We start from the raw sequence: 24,659 nt of genomic DNA, 5'->3' as shown, positions 1-24,659 counted from the left end.
TCCTTCACACTCGAATAAGAGCAATATACTTGCTCACTATTAGAGTGTGAGGGGAATTCAATTTTCATCCTGTCAGTTACGACCAATCTCAATTATTTTTTCGAAAGTACTTCTAATGCATCCTGCAATTCTTTCACAAACCGTTGTCTCTCATAAAACTGTCCAGCCGTTAAATCAAGAAGTTGGCGCATAATGACAGGATTGTTATACTGTTTTTCTCTAATAACTCGGTTCCATTCCCTAAAAATGTCCGTCGGAAAAGCTAAACCATACAAAAATAATTTCGAGTCTAAAAAAGGTTGTATTTTTTCAAGTTCGGATAAATTGTCAAACGACCAATGAATATATGGAAGAATCCGATTGGCATATTGCAGATAATCTAGGCTTGTTTCACCAATCGAGATTAAGTCAAAATCAATGAGGTGTAATTCTTCCCCTTTTGTTCGAAGAAAATTATGATGGGCCAAATCTCCATGTAGGATAACATTTGAGTCCTTTATTGAGTATTCTTGTTCTAATCCATTTAGTGACCAATCAGTCCACCTTAAAATGTCTTCGATGATTTCTTTTTGCAAAAAAAATTTAATAAAGGAAATATTATTTAAGAAAGTAGCTGTTCTTCCTCTCCACTTATGCAATAGATGTTGCTTTTTCAATTTACTCTCATATTTTTGGACAAGCATTTTACTGATTTCATGATATTCATGCAAAAGGGTTAACCCCTCAACTCTATTATGAGGTACTGCGAAGGTAAAAACATTCTCAGAAGGTTGGAGATATTCAATGATTCCATAGAAGCTTTGCTCAAAAAATAAAGGAGAACCATTCGTAAGATCAAGAAAAGAATAAGTATGGGTAAATCCATTTTTCATTAAGTCCTCTGTTATGTTCATCTGAGTTTTGAGACGGCGATAGGATGAATATCCTTTCACAACGTATTTTGAAGAATCTGTTTCAAGCAAAAAAACATGATTGCGGATTGGTTTAATGGACTTTACTTGTAGAGGCAGCTGGCTTTTTAAATAAAAAAGGAGACGATCCATGTATAAACCGTCTCCTCCGTGATCGTTAATCGTCACTTTCATCACTTTCGTTTGTAGGTCTAGGCATTCCATACCCAGCCCCCATTGGCCCATAAGGATTCATAAACGGCGGGCTCGCGAATGGCTGACCATATGGTGGAGTATATACAGGTGCTACCCCTGGTCCATACGCACCTGGCATTCCTGGCGCCATCGCTCCTTGTGCTGGCATCCCCGGTCCATAGCTTCCTGCTTCTGGATACTCCCCTTCAGCTTCATAGCCTGTTGGGTATTCTCCTTCATACCCTGCCGGTGCCATTCCAGGATAATGCGGTGCAAATCCTCCAGGCATTCCATAGCCAACTGGTGGCTGAGGAGGTCCATAGCTTCCAACAAATTGAGGTCCACCACATCCACAGTCTTTCTCCTCCATTGCTCCTTGTACGGCTGGCATTGGTTGATTTGGTCCGTATGGCATGTCATAAGCCCCAGCAAGTTGTGGTCCTGGACCATATGCTGGTGGATATGCTGGAAATGGCTGGGCAAATCCTGGTCCCGGTCCATATGGCATTGGATATGGTGCCTGATATGGAGGACAAGGATATGGTGCCTGCATCATTGGCGCCATTTGTGGCATCGGCGGCATGTTCGCCATCTCTGGTGACACTTGTGGCATTGGTGGCATGTTGCCCATTTCCGCTGCCATCTGCGGCATGTTTGGCATGTTGCCCATTTGCGGTGCCATTTGCGGCATGTTTGGCATGTTTGGCATGTTTGGCATGTTTGGCATAGGCGGCATTTGAGGATGATCATATGCTCCCATTATTCCTGCTGGCTGATTAGGCATAAATGGTGATGATTCCTCACCAAAATCATTTTCTACGCCGGGCATTCCGCCATAGTAAGGTGGTTGCTGCATCGCTGGTGCTTGCTGATATGGATATCCTCCTGGAGCTGTCATTCCTGGTGCAGGATAAGGTTTGAACGGGTTCATTGGTTGCTGAAATCCTCCTTTAATCGGCATTTCCATTGAAGATGATTCCTCCATAGAAGCCGTTTCTGTTGGCTTATAAGGTTTTGCTGGTTCTGCTTCAGGTAAAATATTGGTTGGTTTCGGTGGTAATTGTGGTGCTTGATGTGGCTTTTGTTCCACATTCACATTAGCCATATTCATCATATAGTAATTGTTAATGTCAATTTCCGGAATAATTGGCTTAGGCATTTTCGGCACAAATGGTTTTTTCGGAGTTTCCATTTTCGGAATCTCAGGTTTTGGCTTTTCCATAATCGGTGCTTCTTTTTTCTTTTCCTTTACAAAAGGGTGCTGTTGTATCTGTTTTTCTTTTTTCACACCCAAATTCAGCTTAGCTTCTTTTTGACCACTAATAGGAGATTCTTTTTTGACGCTTCCCCCAGCAGTTGGAACTTTTATTTTCATTCCGGGCATGATCATATCAGGATTGCTGAGCTGTGAATTGAGTTGCTTCAGCTCTTCAAAATTTACGCCGTACTTTTTGGCGATTTTCCAAAGAGTATCCCCTTTCTGTACGATATGGATCTTCACTGTGACTTCTCCCTCCTATGCAAATGTCCATATATTGTATGATTGTGTAGGTAATTTGCTAATAATCTTCAAAAAAACTTATGCGTAATCGAAATAAATTATGTTATTAGATGGTGAAAAGATTCTCGTACAAGCTTGAAATTTGTCAAAAAGACGAACGTTATGTTCACAAACTCACTTGAACGTCGACTGATAGGATAAACTACGATAAACTATTTTCAGAAGAACTTATAAAGAAAAACTTTTATATAGAAAAAGGTGGAGAAAGATGAAGGGACAGAAAATTCTCGGAGATGAAAGAAGGGAATTAATATTATCATGGCTCCAATCAAGCCATGAACCGATAACTGGAAGTGAATTAGCGGTGAAGACAAATGTCAGCAGACAAGTGATTGTTGGAGATATCACATTGCTTAAAGCAAAAGGAGAGCCCATTATCGCTACAAGTCAAGGCTATTTGTATATGAAAAGACCTGAAATGACAAATAGAGTGGAAAGAACGATCGCCTGTGTACATCGCCCTGAGAGAACGGAGGAGGAACTATTACTTCTAGTCAATCACGGGGTAACCATCCTAGATGTTAAAATCGAACACTCTGTATATGGGGATTTAACGGCCTCCATTATGGTCTCAACAGCAAAAGAAGTGGAGCAATTTATCGAAAAAATCAATGCTACAAAGGCCTCTTATTTATCCGAACTAACAGATGGCATTCATTTACATACGATCGCTGCTCCAACTGAAGAAGCTTTAAATCAAGCAGAAAAAGCACTACGTGAAAAAGGATTCTTAATTGATAATAACTAAAAAAAGGAGCTTAACGGCTCCTTTTTTGCACTTGAAAATACGGATAACTCCCCAAAACATTCACAGAACACCCAAGTGCTTCGAGTTCTGCAATTGCACCTGGAATTAACACATCATCCATTTTCATTTCAACATCTATTAGGAAAAAATAATTGCCAAGCCCTGTTTTCGTTGGACGAGACTCGATTTTGGAAAGATTTAGCTTTCTCCATGCAAATGCAGACAATACTTGGTGAAGAGCCCCAGAACGATCATCTGCCGGAAGGGTGATCATTAAAGATGTCTTATTCCCTGCCATCGTTAATGGACTAGCTGATAATTCAATCGGCTCCTTCGCTAATACAATAAAGCGTGTATGATTGAAATCAAAGTCATGAATGTCAGGTGCGACAATTTCTAGCCCATATTCTTCTGCCGCTAATTCATTGGCAATGGCTGCAGCTTGTTCTGTAGGATGATCAAGAATATGTTTGGCTGCTGCTGCTGTCGAAGTAACACTTACTCTTCTGACCCCGTTGCAATTTAAATGAAGAAATTTATGGCATTGGGCAATCGCATGGGAATGACTATAGATGACATCTATTTTTTTCCAATCTCCCTTGTTTTGCGGATGAATCATTAAATGCTGTCTGATAGGAGCTGTTAATTCCGCAAGAATGGGAAGGGGCATTTCATGGATTAAATAATCAAGAGTAATATTGACTGAGCCTTCTAATGCGTTCTCTAACGGAACAACACAAGCATCCACTTCATTCTTTATAACGGCATCCAAGCAATCAGGAATGGTCATATACGGGATTCCCTCATCAGCTGGAAACATTTCACGTACGGCGATGTCTGTAAAGGTTGCTTTCGGTCCTAAAAATGCAATTTTCATTATGATATTCCTCCCCTGAAGTCTTCCTCTATATCTCTTGTTTGTCTAAAATTTCAAATAATTCAAGGCAAAATCTTGGGGCTGAAGCTATGCCCCAGACCCTAGTACTTCAACATTTTCGACAAATTCAAGCTTTTTTAAGTTAGCCAACAATTCATTGATTTCGATACCCATTCCCGTAATGTTGAGGGAAAGAGTTACCTGGGCTCTCCCTTGAAGCGGAATCGTTTGATGGATCGTTAGAACGTTACATCCTGAAGCGGCGACCACTCCCAAGAGCTGTGACAGTGTACCAGAACGGTCCTCTAAGTGAAAGAATAAGGTAATTAATTTTTCCTTCACAACTGTATGAAATGGAAAAACAGTGTCTCTATATTTATAAAAAGCACTTCGACTTAAATCAACCTGTTGAACCGCATCCCATACGGATTCCACTTTTTTTCGCTCAATCATTTCCTTAGCCTCTAGTGTTTTTCTCATAGCCTCAGGCAAGACATCTTCACGTACTAAGAAAAATTTTCTATCAAATTTATCTTTACTCATTTCCCCCACCCCATTAGAAATGCGCAAGCGCCTTGCTCTTCGCCGTACAAACTGGAGGAGCCTCGACTGAGATAAAGGAAACCCGATGAGCGTTAGCGAATCGAGATTGACTTACCGTAGGGAGGGGACCTGAAGTTTATTAGGCGATAGGCGCTGGAGCTAGACAATTCTCAAAGTTAAAACCTGTACTTAATTATACAGTGAAAAGGGTAAACGCCAAAAAAATTCTATTTGACGTCTCCTCCTCGAGAAAATTAATCAAGAAATTCAAATTCATAATCCATCAGTTTAACCGTATCTCCGCTCTGAATCCCTCTTTCTCTTAGCGCGTCATCGATACCCATTCCTCTAAGCTGTCTCGCAAAACGACGAACCGATTCATCGTGAGCAAAGTTTGTCATCTTAAACAATCTCTCGACAGCATCTCCGGAAACAACAAAGCTGCCGTCTGGATCTCTCGTAATGACAAATTCCTTCTGGTCCGCTTCATGTTTATAAAGAACGCGGTTAACATCCGTTGTTTCCTCTTCATGAACAAGCGGAAATTCTGGTGTTTCCTCGACTTTATCAGCGATCGCAAATAAGAGATCTCTTAAGCCTTGTCTTGTAATAGCTGAGATTGGAAAAATCGGATAATCCTCTTTCAGTTGACTCTTAAACGTTTCAAGATTTTCTTCCGCTTCTGGCATGTCCATTTTATTGGCGACAATAATTTGTGGTCTCTCGGTCAGCCTTAAATTATACTCTTTTAATTCATTATTAATTGTTGTGTAATCCTCGTAAGGGTCTCTTCCTTCTGTTGACGCCATATCAATGACATGAACAATGACTCTTGTTCTTTCGATATGACGTAAAAATTGATGCCCTAAGCCTACCCCAGCATGAGCTCCTTCAATTAAACCAGGAAGGTCTGCCATGACGAAGCTTCTACTATCTTCTGTTTCAACCATGCCGAGATTTGGCGCAATCGTTGTAAAATGATAATCGGCAATTTTCGGCTTTGCTGCTGATACAACCGAAAGTAATGTTGATTTTCCGACACTCGGAAATCCTACAAGACCTACATCAGCTAGAACTTTCAATTCAAGCATAACTTCTTTTTCGATACCCGGTTCCCCATGCTCTGATAACTCTGGAGCAGGGTTAGCTGGAGTAGCAAATCTTGAGTTCCCGCGTCCACCTCGGCCACCACGAGCAATAACCGCTCTTTGACCATGTTCAATCAAATCAGCAATTACTTCTTTCGTCTCGGCATCAGTGACAACTGTACCTGGTGGGACTTTGACAATCATATCTTTCGCATTTCGACCATGCTGATTTTTCGACATCCCATGCTCACCACGAGGTGCCTTAAAATGGCGCTTATAGCGAAAGTCCATCAGTGTTCTAAGACCTTCCTCTACCTCAAAAATAACGTCAGCACCCCTGCCTCCGTCTCCACCAGCTGGGCCGCCCTTTGGAACGTATTTCTCACGGCGAAAGGCAACCATTCCATTACCACCGTCTCCGCCTTTTACATATATCTTAACTTGATCTACAAACATTTTTGTCCTCCCGTCTGCAGTAGATGTGTCATTATGTAAAATAACTTCTTAAAGCATTTTATCAAATGCTTTTCCTGCATCCTAACGCATCTTTACTCATTAATATCTCATTGATAGGGCATAAATACTTCAATGGATAGCTCTTGTTCTGAAAGCTCTTGCACTTTTTTTGAAAACATTGATGGTTCTTGAAGAAAGCCCCTGATATGCTCAATATCTGTTATTATTCCTCGAAAATCGAAAAAGAAACCGACCCCATATTCTTGCCTTTGGATCGTCACCGATAAATGATTTTCATGAAAGGCTTTAATTGCTTTATTTAATTCCTCTAAAAATGTGTTTGTCCATTTTGTTAGTTCGTCATCCTTCACGAAATGACGTGTTGATATATTTGTTTCGTTGATAATCTCATACTCAAGGTGAATGGAATGACTTTCCCAATTATAGGTTAGAAGCAATGCTGCAAATTGAGGAATGTTCAGGTTGGATAGAATCGATTCTTGTCTCGTTTCCACGACAATTTCATCTATGATTTCCTTGACACGGTCTATTTTGTTTAAAGACAGATTTCCTTTAATTAATTGAATTTTATTTAGCCAATCATGCCTCGCATGGCTCAAAAGCTCAATCGTATCCCATTCTTTTTTCATATAAGCACTCCTAAATGAACGAACTGAAACCTTCTTCTTGCTAGTATATCAAAATAAGCAGTTTATGGGGTTAAATTTCTAGGTGAAAATTGGATTTATCGGTCTTAAATCGATTATATCGGTCTTCGTACGAATATATCGGTCTAAATCCAAACTTATCGGTCTTTACGCAGATATATCGGTCTAACTGAATTTCACACCCAACGCAAATCTCCCTAAAACTCAAAAAAACTCTAACCAAAAACGGTTAGAGTTTTTTTAAAAGAATTAAGCTTCTTGAGCTACTGGGTACACGCTCACTTGCTTGCGGTCACGTCCTACGCGTTCGAACTTAACAACGCCATCCACTTTCGCGAATAGAGTGTCGTCTCCACCTTTACCAACGTTTACACCTGGATAAATCTTTGTTCCACGTTGACGATAAAGGATTGAACCACCAGTTACGAACTGACCATCTGCACGCTTAGCACCAAGGCGCTTTGAGATTGAGTCACGACCGTTCTTTGTAGAACCTACTCCCTTTTTAGAAGCGAAAAACTGAAGATCTAATCTTAACATTTTGTTCCACCTCCTACTTTTTGAAGGTTATTTTTATATATTTTCCATAATCTCTTTCAATCGTCTGTAAGCTCACGATCATCCCTTCAAGCAATAGCTGAATCTTCTCTTGAACGTCTTCTGGGAGATTATCCGGAATAACGCAGCGGAGAAATCCTGACTCTCCTTGCTCAATTTCTGGTTCTACTCCGGTTAATGCGATAATCGAATTAACCGCACCGAAGGTTACTGCAGAAGCTCCTGCACAAACAATATCATTTCCATTGTTGGCAAAGAGGGCATGACCACTAATAGTAAACGATTGTACTCGTCCAGATTCAGTACGATAAATCGTTGTTTGAATCATCATAAACCGCCTTACGCGTTGATTTTTTCAATCACAACTTTTGTGTATGGCTGACGATGACCTTGCTTCTTGTGATAGTTTTTCTTCGCTTTGTATTTGAAAACAATGATCTTCTTAGCGCGACCTTGTTTTTCAACTTTAGCTGTTACAGAAGCTCCTTCTACAACAGGGCTACCAACTTTAACGTTGTCACCACCAACGAATAAAACCTTATCAAATGTAACTGTTTCGCCTGCTTCAGCGTTTAGCTTTTCAATGTAGATAGCTTGACCTTCTTCTACTTTGATTTGCTTACCACCAGTTTCGATAATTGCGTACATGAACTGCACCTCCTCTTAGACTCAGACTCGCCATCACAGGTATTTCCCAAGGGAAATTTCAAGACCTGATCTGTGCGGTTGTAGCACGGTGCGCTACAAACATAACATGAAAATATTATCATAGTCCGACTATTAGTGTCAATACGAAATTGCGTAGCACTCAGCTCTTCTTCTCGATATCTCTTTTCTCACCCATCTGTTTTATTCGATAAAAAGGCTTCGCTCCTTCTTCGATAGAAAAATAAAGCTCAATCCCACAAATTTCTTCTATAAGCTTTTGGTGACTTCCATTTTCTCCAGTAAAAATGTCCCTGACATCCGCAGTAGCTGCTATTAAAACCGCTTCTATATCCTTGCCTCTTAACTCCAATAGCTCTCGTTCTAATCGAAAGGCGATCGTTTCTGCACTTAAGACCTTCCCACTTCCATCGCAGACTTGGCAGGTCGTTGTCAACGTCTCTCTAATGGAAACTCGTGTTTTCATCCTCGTCATCTGCAGAATTCCTAGTGGGGTGAAGCCAATCATCCTCGTTCTTCTGTCATCTTCTTGAAGAGCCACTTCTAATTTCCTTCTCACTTGATCTCGTGCCTTTTGCTCTTTCATGTCGATGAAATCAATGAGAATCATCCCTCCTAAATGACGAAGACGGATTTGCCGAGCAATCTCCTCTGCAGCTATAAGATTCGTCTTCGTCACTGTATCTTGGAGATGATGCTTTCCAGAAAACTGCCCTGTATTCACGTCAATTACGGTTAAGGCCTCCGTCTCATCAAAGACCAAATAGGCACCGTTCTCTAACCAAACAACTTTTTTCAAGGCGTTCTCAATCTCATGCTCTAAACGATAGAGAGAAAAAATATCATCGCTCTGTTGTTGATAAATCAGTTCAACATGGTGACAAACTGCTTCCAACTCCTTTTTCATCTTTAACGTATCAACGACCACTTGCCCAGAATCAAGAGTCGAAATAACACCTTTTACCTCTTCTAGAAAGAAATCGCGCGCCATCACTAGGCCAGGTTTCTTCATCGATTTTATTGTTTGAACCATTGTTTCATATTTCATCCTTAAGTGCTCTAACTCAGTTAGGACAGCTTCCTTGGAACGTTCAATACAAGCGGTGCGAAATAAGATTCCTTCTTCCTCCCGCTTGAACTCATGACCAATTTGACGCCATTCTTCCCTAACGGATTCGTCCTCGATTTTCTTCGATACGGCCACAAATTTCCCTTGTGGTGTATAGACCGTCATATCTCCACCGAACTCAATCATTCCTGTCACTCTCGGTCCCTTATCGCCGGTCGCATCTTTTTCTACTTGAACAAGGATTTTTTCTCCTTGATGAAGATAGTTGGCGATCCCTTTATCTTCTTTCGACACGAAAAAAGCCGGGAGTTTATCCCGGTGTAAAAAGCCATTTTTGTCAAGACCAATATTGATAAAAGCAGCATTCATCCCCGGCAAAACTTTTTCCACTATTCCTAAATAAATCGAGCCGACGATCGACTGCTGCTGAGGTTGTTCAATGACAAGCTTTGCGACCTTTTGTTTTTTGATTAATGCATATCTTTTTTCTCTTCCAATTCCATTTATAACAACAACATTCACCAATAAAACTCCTTACCTACTTCATAGTTCTTCTATTTTCTCAAATTTAATACGGATACAGCAAGTCTCCTATCTTAGCGGTAATTTGTTTCTCAGCAAAATAAGCATGCAAAAGTTCATTTTCATCCAAGGAACCTGTTTCCTTTCCGTTCTTTTCAATAATGATTGGGTGCTTATAACCCCGTTGAAACCGTTCTAGCACATGAATCACGAGTTCATCTGGCTCCACCACAATCGGTTTTAACTTACGAAACTCATTTTTCTTCCCATAATACCTTTCCATTAAAAATCGAATAAAGACGTAACGACTTTGCTTCCATTCAAAACGTAAAGTGAAAATAATAAAGGAAATGACAATCCACACATTTAAGTTAATGGGTTCAATCATTAACATCAAGATAGAAAACAGCGCCACAGCTAATACCGAAATGATCAATGTTTGTTTAAATGCCTTTGGGAAGGAATCTTTTAATGATAGCCATAAAAAAATAAATTTCCCCCCATCCAATGGCCAAATAGGGAGTAAATTAAAAATTAAAATCATGAGATTAAATTGGATGAAATTCGTAAAAATAAACTCTTGTATTAATCCGAGTTCATATAAGATAAAGGCGGCAGCCATTAACCAAAGATGCTGAATCGGACCAGCCAAGGTCACGATCGCCTCTTCTTTTAGAGGACGATTGCCGTGTTCGTCCATCTCCGCCACTCCTCCAAACGGAAGAATGGAAATTTTCTTCACTCTCCACGAAAAAAAAGAAGCGGCAGCCGCATGTCCTAACTCATGGATGAAAATAATCAAGAGTAAGAGAGATAATTCAATAAAATGCGCCGTTACAACCGCTATTGCTACAACAACCCATAACAATGGGTGAATATATATTTTTTGAAAAAGGGAAAGAAAGTTAGTCAAATTGTATCACCTGTATGGGGTCAATAAAGTCATCCCCTTTTTTAATAGCAAAGTAAAACATTCCTTTCGTTCCATCACCAGCATTGGCTGCTGTACCAACACTGTTTCCTTTATTAACAAATTCATATAACGTGACATCAACGGATTCTAAATTTCCGTACCAGGTTTCACTTTTATCTGCATGTTGAATGATGACGGTCTTGCCGAAGCCCTCCTCATCACCAACATAGCTAACTCTACCCTCGCTCATCGCTGTTACGGCTGCCCCTTTTTCCGTTTCAATGGAGACCTTCTGTCCATCCTCTGCAAATTCCTCTAATATCCGTGCTGCAGCTGGCAGGGCATATTCTTGGGTATCTTCTGTTTCTGGTTCATCCTCGTTTTGGTCAAATGGTAACAGGGCTAACGGTTTGCCAAATTTATTCTCATACCAATCAGCAACTGCCGCAAATTGAAAGTCATGCTCCATCGATTTCGTGACAAAGTTCTTTACTGGCTGTACGGACTCTCCCCCATTGCGGAAAATAATGGCCACAATGAGCACAAGGCATGCAGAGGCCAATATTTTAAAGAGAAAAAACTCTTTATTAAAAAGTGGATGACCACCTTCTCCTGGATCAGTTTCATAGGAGGGAAACTTTTCAAAGCCATACTTTTCTTCCTCTTCTACAACGAGAAAGCGATCGTTCACATTTTTCGTCAATCTCTCCCTTTCACGTTTCCGTTTTGCCATCCTTCTTCTTATATCATCCGCTCTAGACATGACCCACCAATCCCTTTATCTAGTTTGTACAAGTCTATGAGTTGTCCATCTCATATATGACAAGAAAGAATCTGCGTAGTCTCGAAAAAAAAAGAAAAAGAACCGAAGAATTCCCCGGTTCTCAATAACTATCGATTATTTTACTCCAAAAAACTTTTTCAACTTTGTAAAGACGCCTTTATCCTCGTCACCAAGCGGCTGAAGGGGAACGGATTCTCCTAAAATACGACGAGCAATATTGCGATAAGCAATCGAAGCTTTGCTATTCGGATTTAAAGCAATCGGTTCACCATGATTCGATGCCTTAATCACTTCATCGTCATCTGCGACAATCCCAATTAATTCAATCGATAAATGCGTCGTGATTTCATCGACATCAAGCATATCACCATTTTTCATTAAGTGGTTACGAATACGATTGATCACGAGTTTAGGTGACTCAACATTTTCTTCTTTTTCAAGGAGACCGATGATCCGATCCGCATCACGAACTGCTGAAACTTCAGGTGTCGTGACGACAATCGCTCGATCTGCCCCAGCTACTGCATTTTTGTACCCTTGCTCAATACCAGCTGGACAATCAATGATAATATAGTCATAGTCCTGTTTCAAAGAATCTACCAGGACCTTCATTTGTTCTGGTAAAACAGCTGTTTTATCACTTGTTTGTGCAGCAGGTAACAAATAGAGTAAATCATCAAAACGCTTGTCCTTCACAAGAGCTTGGTGAATTTTGCATCGACCTTGTATGACATCGACTAAATCATAGATAATTCGGTTTTCAAGACCCATGACAACGTCCAAATTTCTTAAACCAATATCTGTGTCAATCAAGCAAACTCTTTTTCCTTGAAGGGCTAAAGCTGTACCAATATTTGCAGATGTGGTCGTCTTCCCAACCCCACCTTTTCCAGATGTTATAACGATTGCTTCCCCCACTTTAGAGTCCTCCTTCCAATCTTGTTAAATTTGGTCTAAGACGCATCAAAACTTGTAATCTATCAATAATAATTTGGTCATCTTGATCAATATAGGCACATTCCATTTCGCGTCGGTCGTCCTCTCCATTGACATCAGGCGAGCGACTGATCGCATCATTGATTCTTAGCTGGGTCGGCATCATAATCGAGGCAGAAATAACGGCTTCTGAATTCCCGTAAGCTCCTGCATGGGCAATTCCCTTTAATGCGCCCATTACAAAGACATTGCCACCAGCGACCACTTTCCCACCAGGGTTCACGTCGCCAATTAATAGTAAATCACCTGGCACTTCGAGAACTTGACCAGAACGGACAATCCTTGCAACCGAAACAATTTCATGCTCTTCGATGATTTGCTGTGCTTCTAGCTTCGATATTACATTGGACTCAATCGATTCGACGACAAGATTCTTTTTTTGCCGAATCAAAGTCTTGATCTCTTCTTTCTGTTCTTTACTTAAGTATCGATTTCCAACTTTCACTCTAACGGAAATAAGGGGTTGATCCTTATTAGCCCTTTGATTCTCTGTAAGCTTTTCATTCAACTCCCTCTTTAATTCCTCATAGGAGCATTGATCATCTAAATGTAATGTTAATCCATCTTTCGTTCCTTTTATTAGGACATTCTGTGTTTTCTTCATATCAAGATGTTCACCTCATACGAAAAGCGTAAGCGCCTTGGTTATCGACGTACAAACTGGAAGAGCCTCGACTGTGATATAGGAAACTTGAATTGCGGAGCAATTCATAGTTGACTTATCGTGAGGAGGGGACCTGATGTTGATAGGCGATAGGCGCTGGAGCTAGACAATTCTCAATATCAAAATAATCTCAACTCAATAGCACGAAAAAGCGGAAAGCGCCCTATAGTCTAATAGCCAAAATAACGGGTGCTAGAGCTTGGCATATATCAAGCATACCATTTAAACTTTTTTAATCACATACTTTTTTATCGCATGACATAAAAGACCTTCAAAGAATGAAGAGCCTGTAACAGGTATTCGACAAATAGAGTGAATAATCCTTTATTCCTCTTTTAAAGAAAGGGCATATTTTTCAAAATGCCTCTTAAGTGGATAAGCGAAAATAATGGTAAAAGCTAGATTTAAGATTAATGTTGGTATCCATCGTAGCTCCGCAAACAGTGAAAAAGGCATATCCGTTTTGTTAATTAAAAAGGTCAGCTCATATACACTGATTTCTAGTAACGCTACACCTAATAAAGAAACGATTGAAATCACGCCAATATTCGCTTGTAGCAATCGCATCACCTTTGAAGCCAAGTAAGCGATTAAAGGGAATAAAAATAAGTAAATCCCGATGATTTCTGTGTATACTACATCAAATAATAGCCCAAACGTAAAGCCGTAAATCAAACCATGATTACGGTTTCCATAAAGCGTTAAAAAGATAATCGCGATGATTAAGAAGCGGGGAACTAAAATTCGTTCACCATTAAACATCTCGGCTGGTATAGATTGTACAAAAACACTCTCCAAAATAAAGAAGAGAATGAATAAAAGAGGAAGAAGAAATTTTCTCACAGCTCCTCCTCCTCATCATCAATCATTTCACTTAAATCTGGCTTATCCATTTCTCTTTTTACGACCATTACATTGCGAATATTATAGAAGTTTGCTCCTGGTTTCACAAACGCAGTTTGATTGAGACCAAATTCATCTGGTTCAACATCTACAACTTTTCCAATTGGAAGTCCTTCAGGAAAGATCCCTCCAAGGCCTGATGTTACGACATCTTGATCCGTTTCTATTTTTGCGTCATAAGGAATTCGCTTGAGCCTTAATAATTCCCGGTCGACATCATAACCCTCAATCGTACCAAAATATTCATCTTCCCCTTGAATCTCAGCGGAAATACGATTCGTCGGATCCATAGCACTTAATAATTGAATCGTTGAAGTAAATTGCTGTGTACTTTTTACTTTTCCGATTAAATATCCATTCGCTGAAACAACCGCCATATTGGGTTCAAGTCCATTGGATTTGCCTTTATTAATAATCAAAATTTCATGCCAACGATCAGGGTTCCTTCCAATAACTGTCGCTTGTGTCGGCTCATAGGCACGTAAACTTTCTTTTTTATCTAAAATTTCACGAAGTTCATCATTTTCTTTAGAGAGCTGTTGCACATCGGCTTCAAGCTTCGCAAGTTCATCTAATCGAGATTTCAATTCCTTATTTTCCGAATATGTATTTTGCAGATCTCTTATATCTTCAAAGAATTCTGTCACATAGCCTTGAGGCTTGGAAAAAACATTTTGTATCCATCCAGTTGTATCCTTCAAAAATTGCTCTGGCACGGTTAATTCTTCTCGTTCTCTTAAGGAAAATCCAATTAATGCCACGAGAATAATAATGCTGACAAGCAAAAAAATCAGGCGTTTATTCAAAAAGAATTGTGGCATTTGCTACACCTCATTTTTTACAATATTAATAGGTAAATCAATTTCATAATGCCGCACCTCAAGTTAAAAAACGAACAATGTTAACGTGAATATGATTAATATCAGTAATTCACTTATAATTTTGGTATGAATTTACTATAAAGTTCGTTTTTTAATTCACCTTCATACACTGTGAAATCGATTCAGGTAAATGATGATCAATCGCAAATGATTTCACTTGCGATTGATCTCTTATTAATTTAGGAATAGACTACCGTGATTCCTTCGCCCGATTTTTAAATAAATTGATGTTATCTAATGCTTTACCCGTTCCAATCGCCACGCAATCAAGAGGATTTTCAGCTATTAACACCGGCATATTTGTTTCTTCACTAATGACCTTATCGAGGTTGCGAAGTAGTGCACCGCCTCCTGTTAAGACGATACCACGATCCATAATGTCTGCTGCAAGTTCAGGAGGTGTCTTCTCAAGAGTAACCTTCACTGCATCAACGATGGCATCGACTGTATCACGTAGGGCACGAGAAATTTCCAATGCCGTAATTTCAATCGTTTTAGGTAATCCAGTTAATAAGTCTCGGCCACGGATTTCCATATTATCAATACCTTCTGGATCTCCTGCACTGCCTATTTCTACTTTGATGGTTTCAGATGTCCGATCCCCGATCATCAAGTTATACGTTTTTCTTATGTAGCTCACGATCGCTTCATCCATTTCATCACCAGCAACTCGAACAGACTGGCTTGTCACAATTCCCCCAAGGGAAATGATCGCCACTTCTGTCGTTCCGCCGCCAATGTCGACTACCATACTTCCTGTAGGCTCCCAAACAGGTAAGTTTGCTCCAATAGCAGCTGCAAAAGGTTCTTCAATCGTGTAAGCATCCTTTGCTCCTGCTTGTCTTGTGGCATCGATAACAGCGCGTTCCTCAACAGCTGTAATACCAGATGGAACACAAACCATGATGTACGGTTTCCCTGCAAAGAGGCCTTTTGCTTTCGTAGCCTGTCTAATATAGTATTTCATCATCGTCGCTGTCGTTTCATAATCAGCGATGACGCCATCCTTCATCGGTCTCAGCGCGACTACATTTCCTGGAGTTCGTCCGATCATATTTTTCGCATCGTTTCCAACTGCGACAATATGCTTCGTATCCGTTTGTAGTGCCACAACTGATGGCTCGCGTACGACAACGCCTTTTCCTTTTACATATACAAGGGTATTTGCTGTACCCAAATCTATCCCAAGGTCTTTAGTTCCAATTCCAAACATCGTTGTATCTCCCTTTCTGAAACAATCGTTTAGCACATGAGTATATGTGCTCTGATTAAGTGTTCATCCAACTCTTTCCAAATGGCTCATATTAACTAATTTGTGCTACACCGTGCAAAAAGTCACAAGCATTATTATAGCTCAACCATTATTAAAATCATAGTGCCATAAGGGCATATTTCATTATATATGAAACAAGGTCCAATTTCATAGCAAAAGGAGATCAATTTACTTATAAGTATCCTTTTTCCTTTAAGCTGACGAATTTATTCTCCCCTATAATTAAATGGTCTAAAATTTCAATCCCAATTATTTTCCCGGACTCAACTAAACGCTTCGTCACTTCGATATCCTCACGGCTTGGAGTGGGGTCACCTGAAGGATGATTGTGAAGACAGATGACAGAGGCAGCCGAGCGGCGAAGAGCTTCCTTGAAGACCTCTCTTGGGTGAACTATCGAAGCATTCAAACTCCCAATAAAGATCGTTTTCTTATGGAGCACTTGATTTTTCGTGTTCAAGTACAAGCATACGAAATGCTCCTGTGATAGAAAACGCATCTCATTCATGACATAGTTCGCACCATCTTCTGGGGAGCGGATGACATAGCGATCGTCATATGCTAAATTGGAAATTCGTCTTCCAATTTCCACTGCAGCAAGTACTTGTATAGCTTTTGCTTTTCCGATGCCTTTTATAGCTGTTATTTCATCTAAAGTGGCATCTTTTAAAAGTCGTAAGCCTTCAAAATTCGTTAATAAGCGATTGGATAATTGGAGAACAGATTCTTCTTTTGTACCTGTTCGTAGTAAAATCGCAATCAATTCATGATTTGAAAGACTTGCAGGACCACTTTGTTCAAATCTTTCCCTTGGTCTCTCGTCTTCCGGAAAATCTCGGATCATTAATGTTTCACCTTGCAATTTGGTTCCTCCTTTTTACCTTAGCGGCTAAAGGAAGTTAAAAGGGTAAATCATATCCGAGCTTTTGTAATTCTCTGATCGTTCTAGATAAGGGGAGGCCAACAACAGAGAAATAATCTCCATTGATTTTTTTCACAAGAAGTCTACCAAACCCCTGTATGCCATATGCACCTGCCTTATCCATCGGTTCTCCGGTGTTAACATAGCTTTTGATTTCCTCGTCTGTTAACTCCCAAAAGTCCACCTCGGTTTTTTCGAAAAATTCAACGTCATTATTTGGACTAAAAATCGACACACCTGTGTAAACAGCATGCGTTTTTCCCGACAGTTGCCTCAGCATCTCCATTGCTTCTTGCTCATTCTTTGGTTTTCCTAGCACTTGGTTATTTGCTACAACGATCGTGTCACTACCGATCACAAATGCTGAAGGATGCTTTTGGGCGACAAATTGTGCTTTTCGTTTCGCCAATTCCATCACAATTTCTTCTGGGGTATTCTCTGGATTGTAAGACTCATCAACATCACTGCTGGAGACTTCAAATGTTAATTGTAGATTTTCTAGAAGTTCTTTTCGCCGTGGAGAAGAAGAGGCTAAAATGAGGGTCTGCATAAAATCACCTAACCTTATGATCGTTCAGAAAAGGATGATACAAGCTTATCGTACCAAATTATCCCCTTAGAAACAATTTCCAATTTAAAAAAACTTCAACTTATTTACTCTTATTAAGACGTTTTGTCCCCATTCTAAGTTTCAGTTTTTAAAATGTTTTTCTACAAAAAAGAGTCTACACCTTAAATTCGCGTAGACTCCACTATTTTTATAAAGCTGCTGACACTATATTACTATTTCCCGGAAAATTAATTCTCACTTAGGAGTTCTCTAGATAGTTCACTGAAGAGAATGGGTCCTTCTACCCCTTCCTTCGAACATAGATTTCTTCTTTCACCAATTAAACAAACAGCTGATGGAGCGTTTTCCGTCAGTTGTACATAGCTATTTTTAGTTGGTTCTAAATAATTTCCTGTATCCGGATCCTTGATTTTATCCATAATACTCTCTTCACTTAAATTCTCGTACGTAATGATCTCCGGAAGCTCATCACCTTGTGCTAATTGCTGTTGTATGTATATTGAAGCCCCTTCTTTTAAAGCTAGGGCATTTCCGACAAATGCTTGATCCTTTTGTTTTTGTATCACTCCAGAGATCGCTATTACCCCGATCGCCGCAATGATACCTAAGATTACGATAACAGCAAGTAACTCTATTAACGTCATCCCTCTCTCATCTTGTCTAGCTATTCCCCTCATTTACTAGACTCCTTTACTATAGTTTCCCTCAGACTTTATTCCTATGTTTATCGTACCAAATTCTGCCTAAAAACGGCACTCTAATTTTTAAATAACTAGAAAAAAGAGCCTACGAATAGACTCTTTTTGTGGGAAAAAATATTATAAAGATTGGTAAATAGCGAGAAAGTTGAGAAGATGCTGTTGTGCTTCGACAAGAGCTGCTCCATCACTATTTAATATCATAACCGCTCCATCCAATTCACTTTTAAGCTGTTGCAACTGCTCATTTTCGATACTTCCAATGGCCTGCCAAGCTTCTAATTGAGAAGCTAGTGCGGTCTTTTGTTCTGCTGAAACCGCATTGCTGAGATGGGCTGTTGTGTACATTTCTGAAAGTAATGTATATAAAGTAGGAGCTGCTTCTAGCAATTTCTGCTCTGAGTCTTGTAGTGCTGATAGAGAAGCACCACCGAGCTCCACTTCTTTAGAGAAAGTTTCAACCCCGTTGCCTTGAAGTTCAGTCCCTAGTGCCTTCGCATTTTCTAGACTGTCTGCTACGCCAACAAAGATGAAAAACTTATCATCCATGCCAATAATTTCCGTCGGGACTCCCTTATCTGCCATCGCTGTAGCCTCTACATTGGCTGCTTCTTCCGTTGTAAAAACGCCACCTTGAACCATATACCCTGTTATAGCTGGGAGTTCAATTGAAGCGGTACCAGGAGTGGCTGCTCCTTCCTCAGGTAAAGCTTCCTCCAACGGTCCCCCGACAGCTTCAATCGCCGAATCAGAAATGACCATTTTTAGCATCAATATGCCCAGGGTTGTACCAGATACAACAGCAAGAAAGACGATTAATAGAACAGATGGAAACATTCCTTTATTCGTAAAACTCTTTTTTTGTTTCGGTTTCTTTAACCCTTTTTTCCCTTTTGATTTGCTTACAATTTTGTATTCTTGCAGTTGCTCCTCTTCTTCCATTTCCGGAAGGATCCAATCAAACTCCTCTTCTTCTTTTGCCTGCTCTGCAGCCGACAACTCTTCTGAAGTGATCTTCTCTAATTTATGATAGGTAGAGGAGGTGCTATTCTCTCTTTCATTTCGATCTTCTGAAAGATCCCCTTGCTTCTTTTTCTGTATGGTGCGGTCTTTTCCATTAATTTTAATTGTAATCGTTTTTGGATTTCCTGACTTGTCCAATGATTGCCCTCCTTCCATGTCGAATGCAGGTTTGCTTCAAACATATCATAAAGGCAAAAAAAAATAACAAGACTTTTGTCGTCTTGTTATAGAGATTTTCGTCAAATTTTTTAGGAGTTCTCTTTCGGATCGACTGTTAGAACTTACAAATCTCCACTTTTCACCAAAGGCGTTTTCTTATTCGCTGGTTCAGGCGTTTCCATTTTAGGCAATTGGTCGATCAAATCAACTAACGCTGGCATATAGAAAGCAGCGATTTTGACTTGATATCTTAGTGGTTGCTCAGACTGTTCAAGTTCAATAATTTCTTCACCAGCTGTAAAGTCAAGAGCTTCCACGACAGTAATTCTTTCTGAATTCTCAAGAGTACTGATAAACTTCTCAAATTCAAAATAACCTGGTGATTCTAGATTTAGCGTTACGATTGTCTTCTTAACCCCATTCGGAAGAGTAATTGTATTCGTTTCTTCTTCATTAGGTTCTTCGTCTTCATTTGATTCTGCTGTCATCTTTTCTTCAGTTGTTTCGTCCTCTTCGACTGGCTCATTTTCAAATGTAACATCACCATCATCAAAATTCATATTAACGACAAAGCTTCCCGAAACAACTTCCGCTTTCTCAATATCGAGTAATAATTGTTGAGACAGTTCCTTAACTGGAACCATTTTTTGTAATGCCACCGTACTTTGAAAAGTATTGGAGTTTGTTCCCGTGATTTTGCTTTGTAAAACGGACAATAACTGCTCTTGTGTCGCGAGTTCCGCTTCCTTCTGAGGAATTTTCTCCATTTTAGGAAATAGAACAAATAAGTAAATACCCGCAAAGAGAAGCAAGAGAATGATACTTGTGACAATGATCATGAATTTTTCATTTCGAACGATACTCACTCGTCATCTCTCCCTTCTTCAAGGGAGGGATCCCCATTTTCCTTTAATACTTCTCGATTCAATTCAATTTCATATTGACCTAAATAGCGAGGGATGTAGTTAGCTGTACGTTCATCCTCAATATCTTCCATCTCTGTGAATTTATCATTGGTGACAGCGTCTAAACTATTAAGCTTAGCATCGTTTACCCAACTTGATTCTAGCAAGGAATTTAAAAAGTAGGCTGCTTCCCTGCTCATTTCAAACTGTACCGTTATTCTTATCGAACCTGTTTCTTCATAGGTAAAGGATTGAATAAATCCCCTTTCTGGAAGAATAGCCGTCAAATTTTTCAAAACTGGGACTGTTTTTAATGGATAACTCTGTGCCCATTTTACGGTGTTTTCCAAATCAGTTATGGAGTTTGAAGATTGATAGGCAACGATTTTTTGTTGCTCTACTTCTACAAGTTGCTCGGTTAAGCTTATTTGATCTTCGAGCTCAGCTAACTTACTGTTATAGCTATTGTTAAGAAACACAGCAATTACTACACCTATAAGAAGAATTGCACTAGAAACAATAGCAAGCGTTAAAAGGGATTTATTCTTCGCTTCTTTTTGAGGTAATAGATTAATATCGACAAGCATTGTTTACACCCCTTTTAAGGCAAGCCCTAATGCTAAATAAAATGTATGAGGTAGTTCTTCCTCTAATTGCTCAAGTTCAATCGTTTCCAATGGGGCTTCCAGACGCCTTTCAAGCTCTCCTTTAATTTGAGCGAGAAGTGGATGATCTCCGCTAAGTAAAATTTTCGACACTTGCTTTTTTCCTTGATGCAAGGAATAGCGATAGAAATCCATTAAACGATTAATCTCTTTATAAGCATCATCGAGTTGGAAAGACAATTGCGATGTCTCTCCAATAAAAACTAGCTCATATTCTCCATTACGATTGAGCTTCTTATCCCATTGTTCCCCATTAAATTCGATAGGGAGATGATGCATAAAAAACGGAACCGTATTTTCGAAAATACAAATATTGACATCATTTAAACCAAATTGAACAACGAGCATATCCTCATTTTTATGTTCTTTTTGAAGATGGTGGTAGAGGCGATAAATGGCTAGAGGAGAAACCTCAGCCGCTACTGGCTCAAGCTTAACTTCCGTGAATAGAGCAGTGTACTCTTGTACATTCTCTTCTTGGGCCGCAAAGATCAAAATTTCCTGTTTCTCTTCTCCTTTTGATAAAACGACAGCATCAAATACTGGTTCATCAAATGGAAGATGTATACTTGAACCTAATTCTAAGTAAAGATAAGCTTTTATTTCATCATCATTCACTTCAGCTGGAATCGAAACTTTCCGTATAATGACAAAGGATTCAGGAATAAGAAATCGAACTTGGCGATTTTTTAACTTCCAGTCTGTTACACACTCTTCCAATATATTGATAAGTGTTTCATAGTCATTAATTTTTCCGTTGACAATGATTCCGGTCGGCAGCAAACGTTCTCCCCAGCGAAGTGGTATTAAGGGATTCATCTGCTTAAGCTCTAAATAACGGATAGAATGATCGGTAATGACCATATTGACAACACGTTTTTTTCTTGAAAATAAAGTAAATTCCATATGAGACGACCCCTTAAACACCTACTAAAAATGAAAAATAAAAGTCTAGAATTTGATCATAAAAATAATATGCAACCAGCGACCCAGCTGCAATAAACGGTCCGAATGGAATCGGCTTTTTCCGTTCGATTAATTTAAATAAAAGACCGAACCCTCCAATTATCGCACCTAATAACGTTGCTAAAAAGAAAGAGAGTAAAAAGACTTTAGTCCCTACGACAAATCCGATTAAAGCAAACAGTTTGATATCTCCACCGCCCATGCCACCTTTACTAACAACGGCAATCAGTAGTAAGAGGATAAAGGCGATTGCTCCACCGAGGAGGGAATCCCACCACGGAGTCAAAGGAATAAAGAGCCTCTCTAATAAAAAAATCCCTGCAAACACGAGTAAAATCTTATCAGGGATTAACATATACGAAATGTCTGAAACAAAAATAATCATCAATAACGAAATTAACGTCCAAGCGACAACCAACTCTAACGTCCACCCTAAAACAAGGGGAGCTGAGACAAATAACAAACCTGTCATAAGCTCCACAAGTGGATAGATAGGGGAAATCTTCGTCTTACACTGACGACATTTCCCACCTTGCATGACATAAGACAGCACCGGAATCAACTCAGACGCCCGCAACTGATGATTGCAGTTCGGGCAAGCTGAGCGTGGCGCTACGATTGATTTTTTGATCGGCACTCTGAGGCCGACTACGTTGAAGAAGGAGCCTAGGATGAGACCTACAATACTAAAATAAAAGTAATAAAGCATATATAAGTCCCTTATTATCTAAAATCATCTCTTGTCAAGTCACTAACATCAGCATTTGTAATATAAGCAGTGCCAGTAGTTGGTGCTAAAGTAACTTCGTATGTGTAGGTACCATTATCTCCTCTGGTAATTCTAACTAAACTATTAGTTTGGTTATAGTTACCATTTCCAGTAGGGTCTTCAATTTGTTCAATATAACCATCACTTATTAATGTTTCTAATGTAACTGTAGCTTGGTTAGAGGTATTGAATTCTAATTCATTAGATGTTGCTGCAACTCTAGCCGCATTAACCATTTGTTGAGCATTTGCAATGTGTGCATCTAGTTTTGAGTTGTTAATTAAACCACCAATACTAGGTATCGCAATCGCTGCGATAATCCCCAAAATAACAACTACTGCTAATAACTCGATCAATGTCAAACCGCGCTCGTTTTTCAGACGTTTTTTTACATTTTTCATCATGTAAATCTCTCCCTTTTTTCTAGTATATAAGTACTAATTCTTATTATAATTTTAATCTAGTAATCTTGTAAACGCTATTTGAGTAATTATTTTACAAATATTATTAACAATTTCTACTAGCCCACTTGGTTGAAAATTTCAAACATCGGAACCATGATCGAAGTGACGATCGTTCCTACTAGCCCTGCCAAAACAACGATCATAATCGGCTCTATTAACGACTTGATTCGATCCGTACTGTTTTCTACTTCCTTTTCATAGAAATCGGCTACTTTTCCTAGCATAGCATCCAATGAACCCGTCTCTTCGCCGATTGCAATCATTTGCGTAATGAGAGGTGGAAAGGCCCAATGCTTTTTCATTGGTACAGTAATCGATTGTCCTCTCTCAAGGGAATCCCGAGATTGTCGAATGACCTTCGCAATCACTTCATTTTCGACGACATTTTCCACAATCGACATCGCTTGTAAAATCGGCACAGAACTTGTAAATAGCGAGCTTAAAGTTCGCGTCATTCTCGCTAATACAGCCTTTTGCAACATTTTTCCAAAAATCGGCACTCTTAAAATAAAGTAATCGAGATAATATTTCGTATTCTTATTCTGTCTCATGAATACAATGAATCCGATAAATAAGAAGATGAATAAAACGATCAACCACCAAAACTTCTGCATAAAGTCACTAGCATTCAAGACAAATTGAGTAATGGCTGGTAGCTCTCCACCAAAGTCCGCAAACATATCGACAAAGGTTGGAACAACGGAAACGAGGAGGAAAATGACAACGGCAATTGCTAGAACTCCGACGACAATCGGATAGGCAAGGGCTGATTTAATCTTCGCTCTCGTATTATGCTGTTTTTCAAAATGGACAGCTAGCCGCTCTAATGTTTCATCCATATTCCCACTTGCTTCACCGGCATGAATCATATTAATGAACATCGGTGTGAAAATTTTCTTATGCTTGGCCGCAGCTTCTGAAAGCGGCTTTCCTTCTCGTAGCTCCTGTTCAATATCGGTTAACGCTTTTTTTAATGCCTTACTTTCTGTTTGCTCAGCCAATATATTTGTGGAATCGACGACTGATACCCCCGCTTTTAAGAGAGTTGAAAACTGGCGTAAATATATGACCAAATGCTCGAGCTTAACAGGTGAACCAATGGAGATATCCTTCGTCATAAACGACTCAGCTACTTCCGTCATTTCTAACACTCTTATCCCATCTAATTTAAGCTTCTGCATCGCTTCTCGTCTCGAAGCTGCATTGATGACCCCTTGCTTTTTCCCTTTACGATCTCTACCAGTATACTTAAATCTAGCCAT

At 39.5% G+C, this 24,659-nt stretch carries 28 protein-coding genes and 1 other annotated feature; of the genes, 1 reads left to right on the top strand and 27 read right to left on the bottom strand.

Annotated features, from left to right (window positions below):
- Positions 1–92 precede the first annotated feature (92 nt).
- On the bottom strand, positions 93–1,115 hold the full coding sequence (locus AA0X71_RS07400) for an aminoglycoside phosphotransferase (protein ID WP_413360903.1): 1,023 nt from the start codon (positions 1,113–1,115) through the stop codon (positions 93–95).
- The gene (gene safA / locus AA0X71_RS07395) at positions 1,069–2,586 is read right to left on the bottom strand and encodes a SafA/ExsA family spore coat assembly protein (protein ID WP_413360901.1); all 1,518 of its coding nucleotides are present in this window, start codon (positions 2,584–2,586) and stop codon (positions 1,069–1,071) included. Before safA ends, AA0X71_RS07400 begins: the two co-directional genes overlap by 47 nt.
- 268 nt (positions 2,587–2,854) lie before the next feature.
- On the opposite strand from safA, the gene AA0X71_RS07390 reads away from it, so the two are divergent.
- Positions 2,855–3,394 (top strand): transcription repressor NadR, encoded by a 540-nt coding sequence (locus tag AA0X71_RS07390; RefSeq protein ID WP_413360898.1) that lies wholly within the window; start codon positions 2,855–2,857, stop codon positions 3,392–3,394.
- Between the two features lie 10 nt (positions 3,395–3,404).
- Here the strand turns inward: AA0X71_RS07390 and pheA are convergent, their stop codons facing one another.
- The 25 genes from pheA to AA0X71_RS07265 form a co-directional block, all read right to left on the bottom strand.
- Entirely contained in the window at positions 3,405–4,271 is an 867-nt protein-coding gene (pheA, locus tag AA0X71_RS07385; RefSeq protein ID WP_413360896.1) for a prephenate dehydratase, read from the bottom strand.
- An 87-nt stretch (positions 4,272–4,358) separates the two neighbouring features.
- Positions 4,359–4,814, bottom strand: a complete 456-nt coding sequence (locus AA0X71_RS07380; RefSeq protein WP_413360893.1) for an ACT domain-containing protein — start codon at positions 4,812–4,814, stop codon at positions 4,359–4,361.
- Between the two features lie 254 nt (positions 4,815–5,068).
- Entirely contained in the window at positions 5,069–6,358 is a 1,290-nt protein-coding gene (gene obgE / locus AA0X71_RS07375; protein WP_413360890.1) for a GTPase ObgE, read from the bottom strand.
- 107 nt (positions 6,359–6,465) lie between these two features.
- A complete protein-coding gene (locus AA0X71_RS07370) occupies positions 6,466–7,008 on the bottom strand; it encodes a Spo0B C-terminal domain-containing protein (protein ID WP_413360888.1) in 543 nt (180 codons plus the stop codon).
- Between the two features lie 267 nt (positions 7,009–7,275).
- Positions 7,276–7,566: a 50S ribosomal protein L27 gene (gene rpmA, locus AA0X71_RS07365; RefSeq protein WP_019154669.1), complete on the bottom strand. Its 291-nt coding sequence runs from the start codon at positions 7,564–7,566 to the stop codon at positions 7,276–7,278.
- A 13-nt stretch (positions 7,567–7,579) separates the two neighbouring features.
- Complete coding sequence (locus tag AA0X71_RS07360; protein ID WP_413360885.1) at positions 7,580–7,912, bottom strand: ribosomal-processing cysteine protease Prp; 333 nt, start codon at positions 7,910–7,912, stop codon at positions 7,580–7,582.
- Positions 7,913–7,923: 11 nt separating this feature from the next.
- Complete coding sequence (gene rplU, locus AA0X71_RS07355) at positions 7,924–8,232, bottom strand: 50S ribosomal protein L21 (RefSeq protein WP_307150629.1); 309 nt, start codon at positions 8,230–8,232, stop codon at positions 7,924–7,926.
- Between the two features lie 13 nt (positions 8,233–8,245).
- Positions 8,246–8,322: a sequence feature (ribosomal protein L21 leader region), on the bottom strand.
- 70 nt (positions 8,323–8,392) lie between these two features.
- Positions 8,393–9,841, bottom strand: a complete 1,449-nt coding sequence (locus tag AA0X71_RS07350) for an Rne/Rng family ribonuclease (RefSeq protein ID WP_413360882.1) — start codon at positions 9,839–9,841, stop codon at positions 8,393–8,395.
- A gap of 46 nt (positions 9,842–9,887) precedes the next feature.
- The gene (locus tag AA0X71_RS07345) at positions 9,888–10,754 is read right to left on the bottom strand and encodes a site-2 protease family protein (RefSeq protein ID WP_413360880.1); all 867 of its coding nucleotides are present in this window, start codon (positions 10,752–10,754) and stop codon (positions 9,888–9,890) included.
- On the bottom strand, positions 10,747–11,517 hold the full coding sequence (locus AA0X71_RS07340) for a peptidoglycan DD-metalloendopeptidase family protein (protein ID WP_413360877.1): 771 nt from the start codon (positions 11,515–11,517) through the stop codon (positions 10,747–10,749). Before AA0X71_RS07340 ends, AA0X71_RS07345 begins: the two co-directional genes overlap by 8 nt.
- Before the next feature lie 135 nt (positions 11,518–11,652).
- Positions 11,653–12,456: a septum site-determining protein MinD gene (gene minD, locus AA0X71_RS07335; protein WP_413360874.1), complete on the bottom strand. Its 804-nt coding sequence runs from the start codon at positions 12,454–12,456 to the stop codon at positions 11,653–11,655.
- 1 nt (position 12,457) lies between these two features.
- A complete protein-coding gene (gene minC / locus AA0X71_RS07330) occupies positions 12,458–13,138 on the bottom strand; it encodes a septum site-determining protein MinC (protein WP_413360872.1) in 681 nt (226 codons plus the stop codon).
- A 384-nt stretch (positions 13,139–13,522) separates the two neighbouring features.
- Positions 13,523–14,041, bottom strand: coding sequence for a rod shape-determining protein MreD (mreD, locus tag AA0X71_RS07325; protein WP_413360870.1), 519 nt, complete (start codon positions 14,039–14,041; stop codon positions 13,523–13,525).
- The gene (mreC, locus tag AA0X71_RS07320; protein WP_413360867.1) at positions 14,038–14,922 is read right to left on the bottom strand and encodes a rod shape-determining protein MreC; all 885 of its coding nucleotides are present in this window, start codon (positions 14,920–14,922) and stop codon (positions 14,038–14,040) included. Before mreC ends, mreD begins: the two co-directional genes overlap by 4 nt.
- A 250-nt stretch (positions 14,923–15,172) precedes the next feature.
- The gene (locus AA0X71_RS07315; protein WP_413360864.1) at positions 15,173–16,195 is read right to left on the bottom strand and encodes a rod shape-determining protein; all 1,023 of its coding nucleotides are present in this window, start codon (positions 16,193–16,195) and stop codon (positions 15,173–15,175) included.
- A 232-nt stretch (positions 16,196–16,427) separates the two neighbouring features.
- Entirely contained in the window at positions 16,428–17,099 is a 672-nt protein-coding gene (radC, locus tag AA0X71_RS07310; RefSeq protein ID WP_413362519.1) for a RadC family protein, read from the bottom strand.
- 55 nt (positions 17,100–17,154) lie between these two features.
- Positions 17,155–17,727 (bottom strand): Maf family protein, encoded by a 573-nt coding sequence (locus tag AA0X71_RS07305; RefSeq protein ID WP_413360860.1) that lies wholly within the window; start codon positions 17,725–17,727, stop codon positions 17,155–17,157.
- 248 nt (positions 17,728–17,975) lie between these two features.
- Positions 17,976–18,425 (bottom strand): type II secretion system protein, encoded by a 450-nt coding sequence (locus AA0X71_RS07300; protein WP_413360857.1) that lies wholly within the window; start codon positions 18,423–18,425, stop codon positions 17,976–17,978.
- Between the two features lie 141 nt (positions 18,426–18,566).
- Positions 18,567–19,607, bottom strand: coding sequence for a hypothetical protein (locus AA0X71_RS07295; RefSeq protein WP_413360856.1), 1,041 nt, complete (start codon positions 19,605–19,607; stop codon positions 18,567–18,569).
- Positions 19,608–19,750: 143 nt separating this feature from the next.
- On the bottom strand, positions 19,751–20,494 hold the full coding sequence (locus AA0X71_RS07290; protein ID WP_413360854.1) for a hypothetical protein: 744 nt from the start codon (positions 20,492–20,494) through the stop codon (positions 19,751–19,753).
- Entirely contained in the window at positions 20,491–21,120 is a 630-nt protein-coding gene (locus AA0X71_RS07285) for a PilN domain-containing protein (RefSeq protein WP_413360852.1), read from the bottom strand. Before AA0X71_RS07285 ends, AA0X71_RS07290 begins: the two co-directional genes overlap by 4 nt.
- 3 nt (positions 21,121–21,123) lie before the next feature.
- The gene (pilM, locus tag AA0X71_RS07280; protein WP_413360850.1) at positions 21,124–22,104 is read right to left on the bottom strand and encodes a type IV pilus biogenesis protein PilM; all 981 of its coding nucleotides are present in this window, start codon (positions 22,102–22,104) and stop codon (positions 21,124–21,126) included.
- A gap of 13 nt (positions 22,105–22,117) precedes the next feature.
- Positions 22,118–22,873: a prepilin peptidase gene (locus AA0X71_RS07275; RefSeq protein WP_413360848.1), complete on the bottom strand. Its 756-nt coding sequence runs from the start codon at positions 22,871–22,873 to the stop codon at positions 22,118–22,120.
- Between the two features lie 14 nt (positions 22,874–22,887).
- Entirely contained in the window at positions 22,888–23,337 is a 450-nt protein-coding gene (locus tag AA0X71_RS07270; protein ID WP_413360846.1) for a prepilin-type N-terminal cleavage/methylation domain-containing protein, read from the bottom strand.
- A 116-nt stretch (positions 23,338–23,453) separates the two neighbouring features.
- Positions 23,454–24,659: a type II secretion system F family protein gene (locus tag AA0X71_RS07265; RefSeq protein ID WP_413360844.1), complete on the bottom strand. Its 1,206-nt coding sequence runs from the start codon at positions 24,657–24,659 to the stop codon at positions 23,454–23,456.

Source organism: Robertmurraya phoenicis (assembly GCF_047302285.1).
Classification (GTDB): domain Bacteria; phylum Bacillota; class Bacilli; order Bacillales; family Cytobacillaceae; genus Robertmurraya.
Note: the sequence above shows the minus strand (reverse complement) of the source record. Positions and strands in the feature narration are given on the sequence as shown.

What these genes read in the sequence shown, in the direction of transcription:
- AA0X71_RS07285 (WP_413360852.1), bottom strand. Translation starts at nt 21,120, where the DNA reads ATGCTTGTCGATATTAATCTATTACCTCAAAAAGAAGCGAAGAATAAA.
- AA0X71_RS07390 (WP_413360898.1), top strand. Translation starts at nt 2,855, where the DNA reads ATGAAGGGACAGAAAATTCTCGGAGATGAAAGAAGGGAATTAATATTA.
- AA0X71_RS07315 (WP_413360864.1), bottom strand. Translation starts at nt 16,195, where the DNA reads ATGTTTGGAATTGGAACTAAAGACCTTGGGATAGATTTGGGTACAGCA.
- radC (WP_413362519.1), bottom strand. Translation starts at nt 17,099, where the DNA reads ATGATCCGAGATTTTCCGGAAGACGAGAGACCAAGGGAAAGATTTGAA.
- rplU (WP_307150629.1), bottom strand. Translation starts at nt 8,232, where the DNA reads ATGTACGCAATTATCGAAACTGGTGGTAAGCAAATCAAAGTAGAAGAA.
- AA0X71_RS07360 (WP_413360885.1), bottom strand. Translation starts at nt 7,912, where the DNA reads ATGATTCAAACAACGATTTATCGTACTGAATCTGGACGAGTACAATCG.
- AA0X71_RS07370 (WP_413360888.1), bottom strand. Translation starts at nt 7,008, where the DNA reads ATGAAAAAAGAATGGGATACGATTGAGCTTTTGAGCCATGCGAGGCAT.
- pheA (WP_413360896.1), bottom strand. Translation starts at nt 4,271, where the DNA reads ATGAAAATTGCATTTTTAGGACCGAAAGCAACCTTTACAGACATCGCC.
- AA0X71_RS07380 (WP_413360893.1), bottom strand. Translation starts at nt 4,814, where the DNA reads ATGAGTAAAGATAAATTTGATAGAAAATTTTTCTTAGTACGTGAAGAT.
- pilM (WP_413360850.1), bottom strand. Translation starts at nt 22,104, where the DNA reads ATGGAATTTACTTTATTTTCAAGAAAAAAACGTGTTGTCAATATGGTC.
- AA0X71_RS07275 (WP_413360848.1), bottom strand. Translation starts at nt 22,873, where the DNA reads ATGCTTTATTACTTTTATTTTAGTATTGTAGGTCTCATCCTAGGCTCC.
- rpmA (WP_019154669.1), bottom strand. Translation starts at nt 7,566, where the DNA reads ATGTTAAGATTAGATCTTCAGTTTTTCGCTTCTAAAAAGGGAGTAGGT.
- mreC (WP_413360867.1), bottom strand. Translation starts at nt 14,922, where the DNA reads ATGCCACAATTCTTTTTGAATAAACGCCTGATTTTTTTGCTTGTCAGC.
- AA0X71_RS07340 (WP_413360877.1), bottom strand. Translation starts at nt 11,517, where the DNA reads ATGTCTAGAGCGGATGATATAAGAAGAAGGATGGCAAAACGGAAACGT.
- AA0X71_RS07270 (WP_413360846.1), bottom strand. Translation starts at nt 23,337, where the DNA reads ATGATGAAAAATGTAAAAAAACGTCTGAAAAACGAGCGCGGTTTGACA.
- minC (WP_413360872.1), bottom strand. Translation starts at nt 13,138, where the DNA reads ATGAAGAAAACACAGAATGTCCTAATAAAAGGAACGAAAGATGGATTA.
- AA0X71_RS07300 (WP_413360857.1), bottom strand. Translation starts at nt 18,425, where the DNA reads ATGAGGGGAATAGCTAGACAAGATGAGAGAGGGATGACGTTAATAGAG.
- AA0X71_RS07305 (WP_413360860.1), bottom strand. Translation starts at nt 17,727, where the DNA reads ATGCAGACCCTCATTTTAGCCTCTTCTTCTCCACGGCGAAAAGAACTT.
- obgE (WP_413360890.1), bottom strand. Translation starts at nt 6,358, where the DNA reads ATGTTTGTAGATCAAGTTAAGATATATGTAAAAGGCGGAGACGGTGGT.
- AA0X71_RS07265 (WP_413360844.1), bottom strand. Translation starts at nt 24,659, where the DNA reads ATGGCTAGATTTAAGTATACTGGTAGAGATCGTAAAGGGAAAAAGCAA.
- AA0X71_RS07400 (WP_413360903.1), bottom strand. Translation starts at nt 1,115, where the DNA reads ATGGAATGCCTAGACCTACAAACGAAAGTGATGAAAGTGACGATTAAC.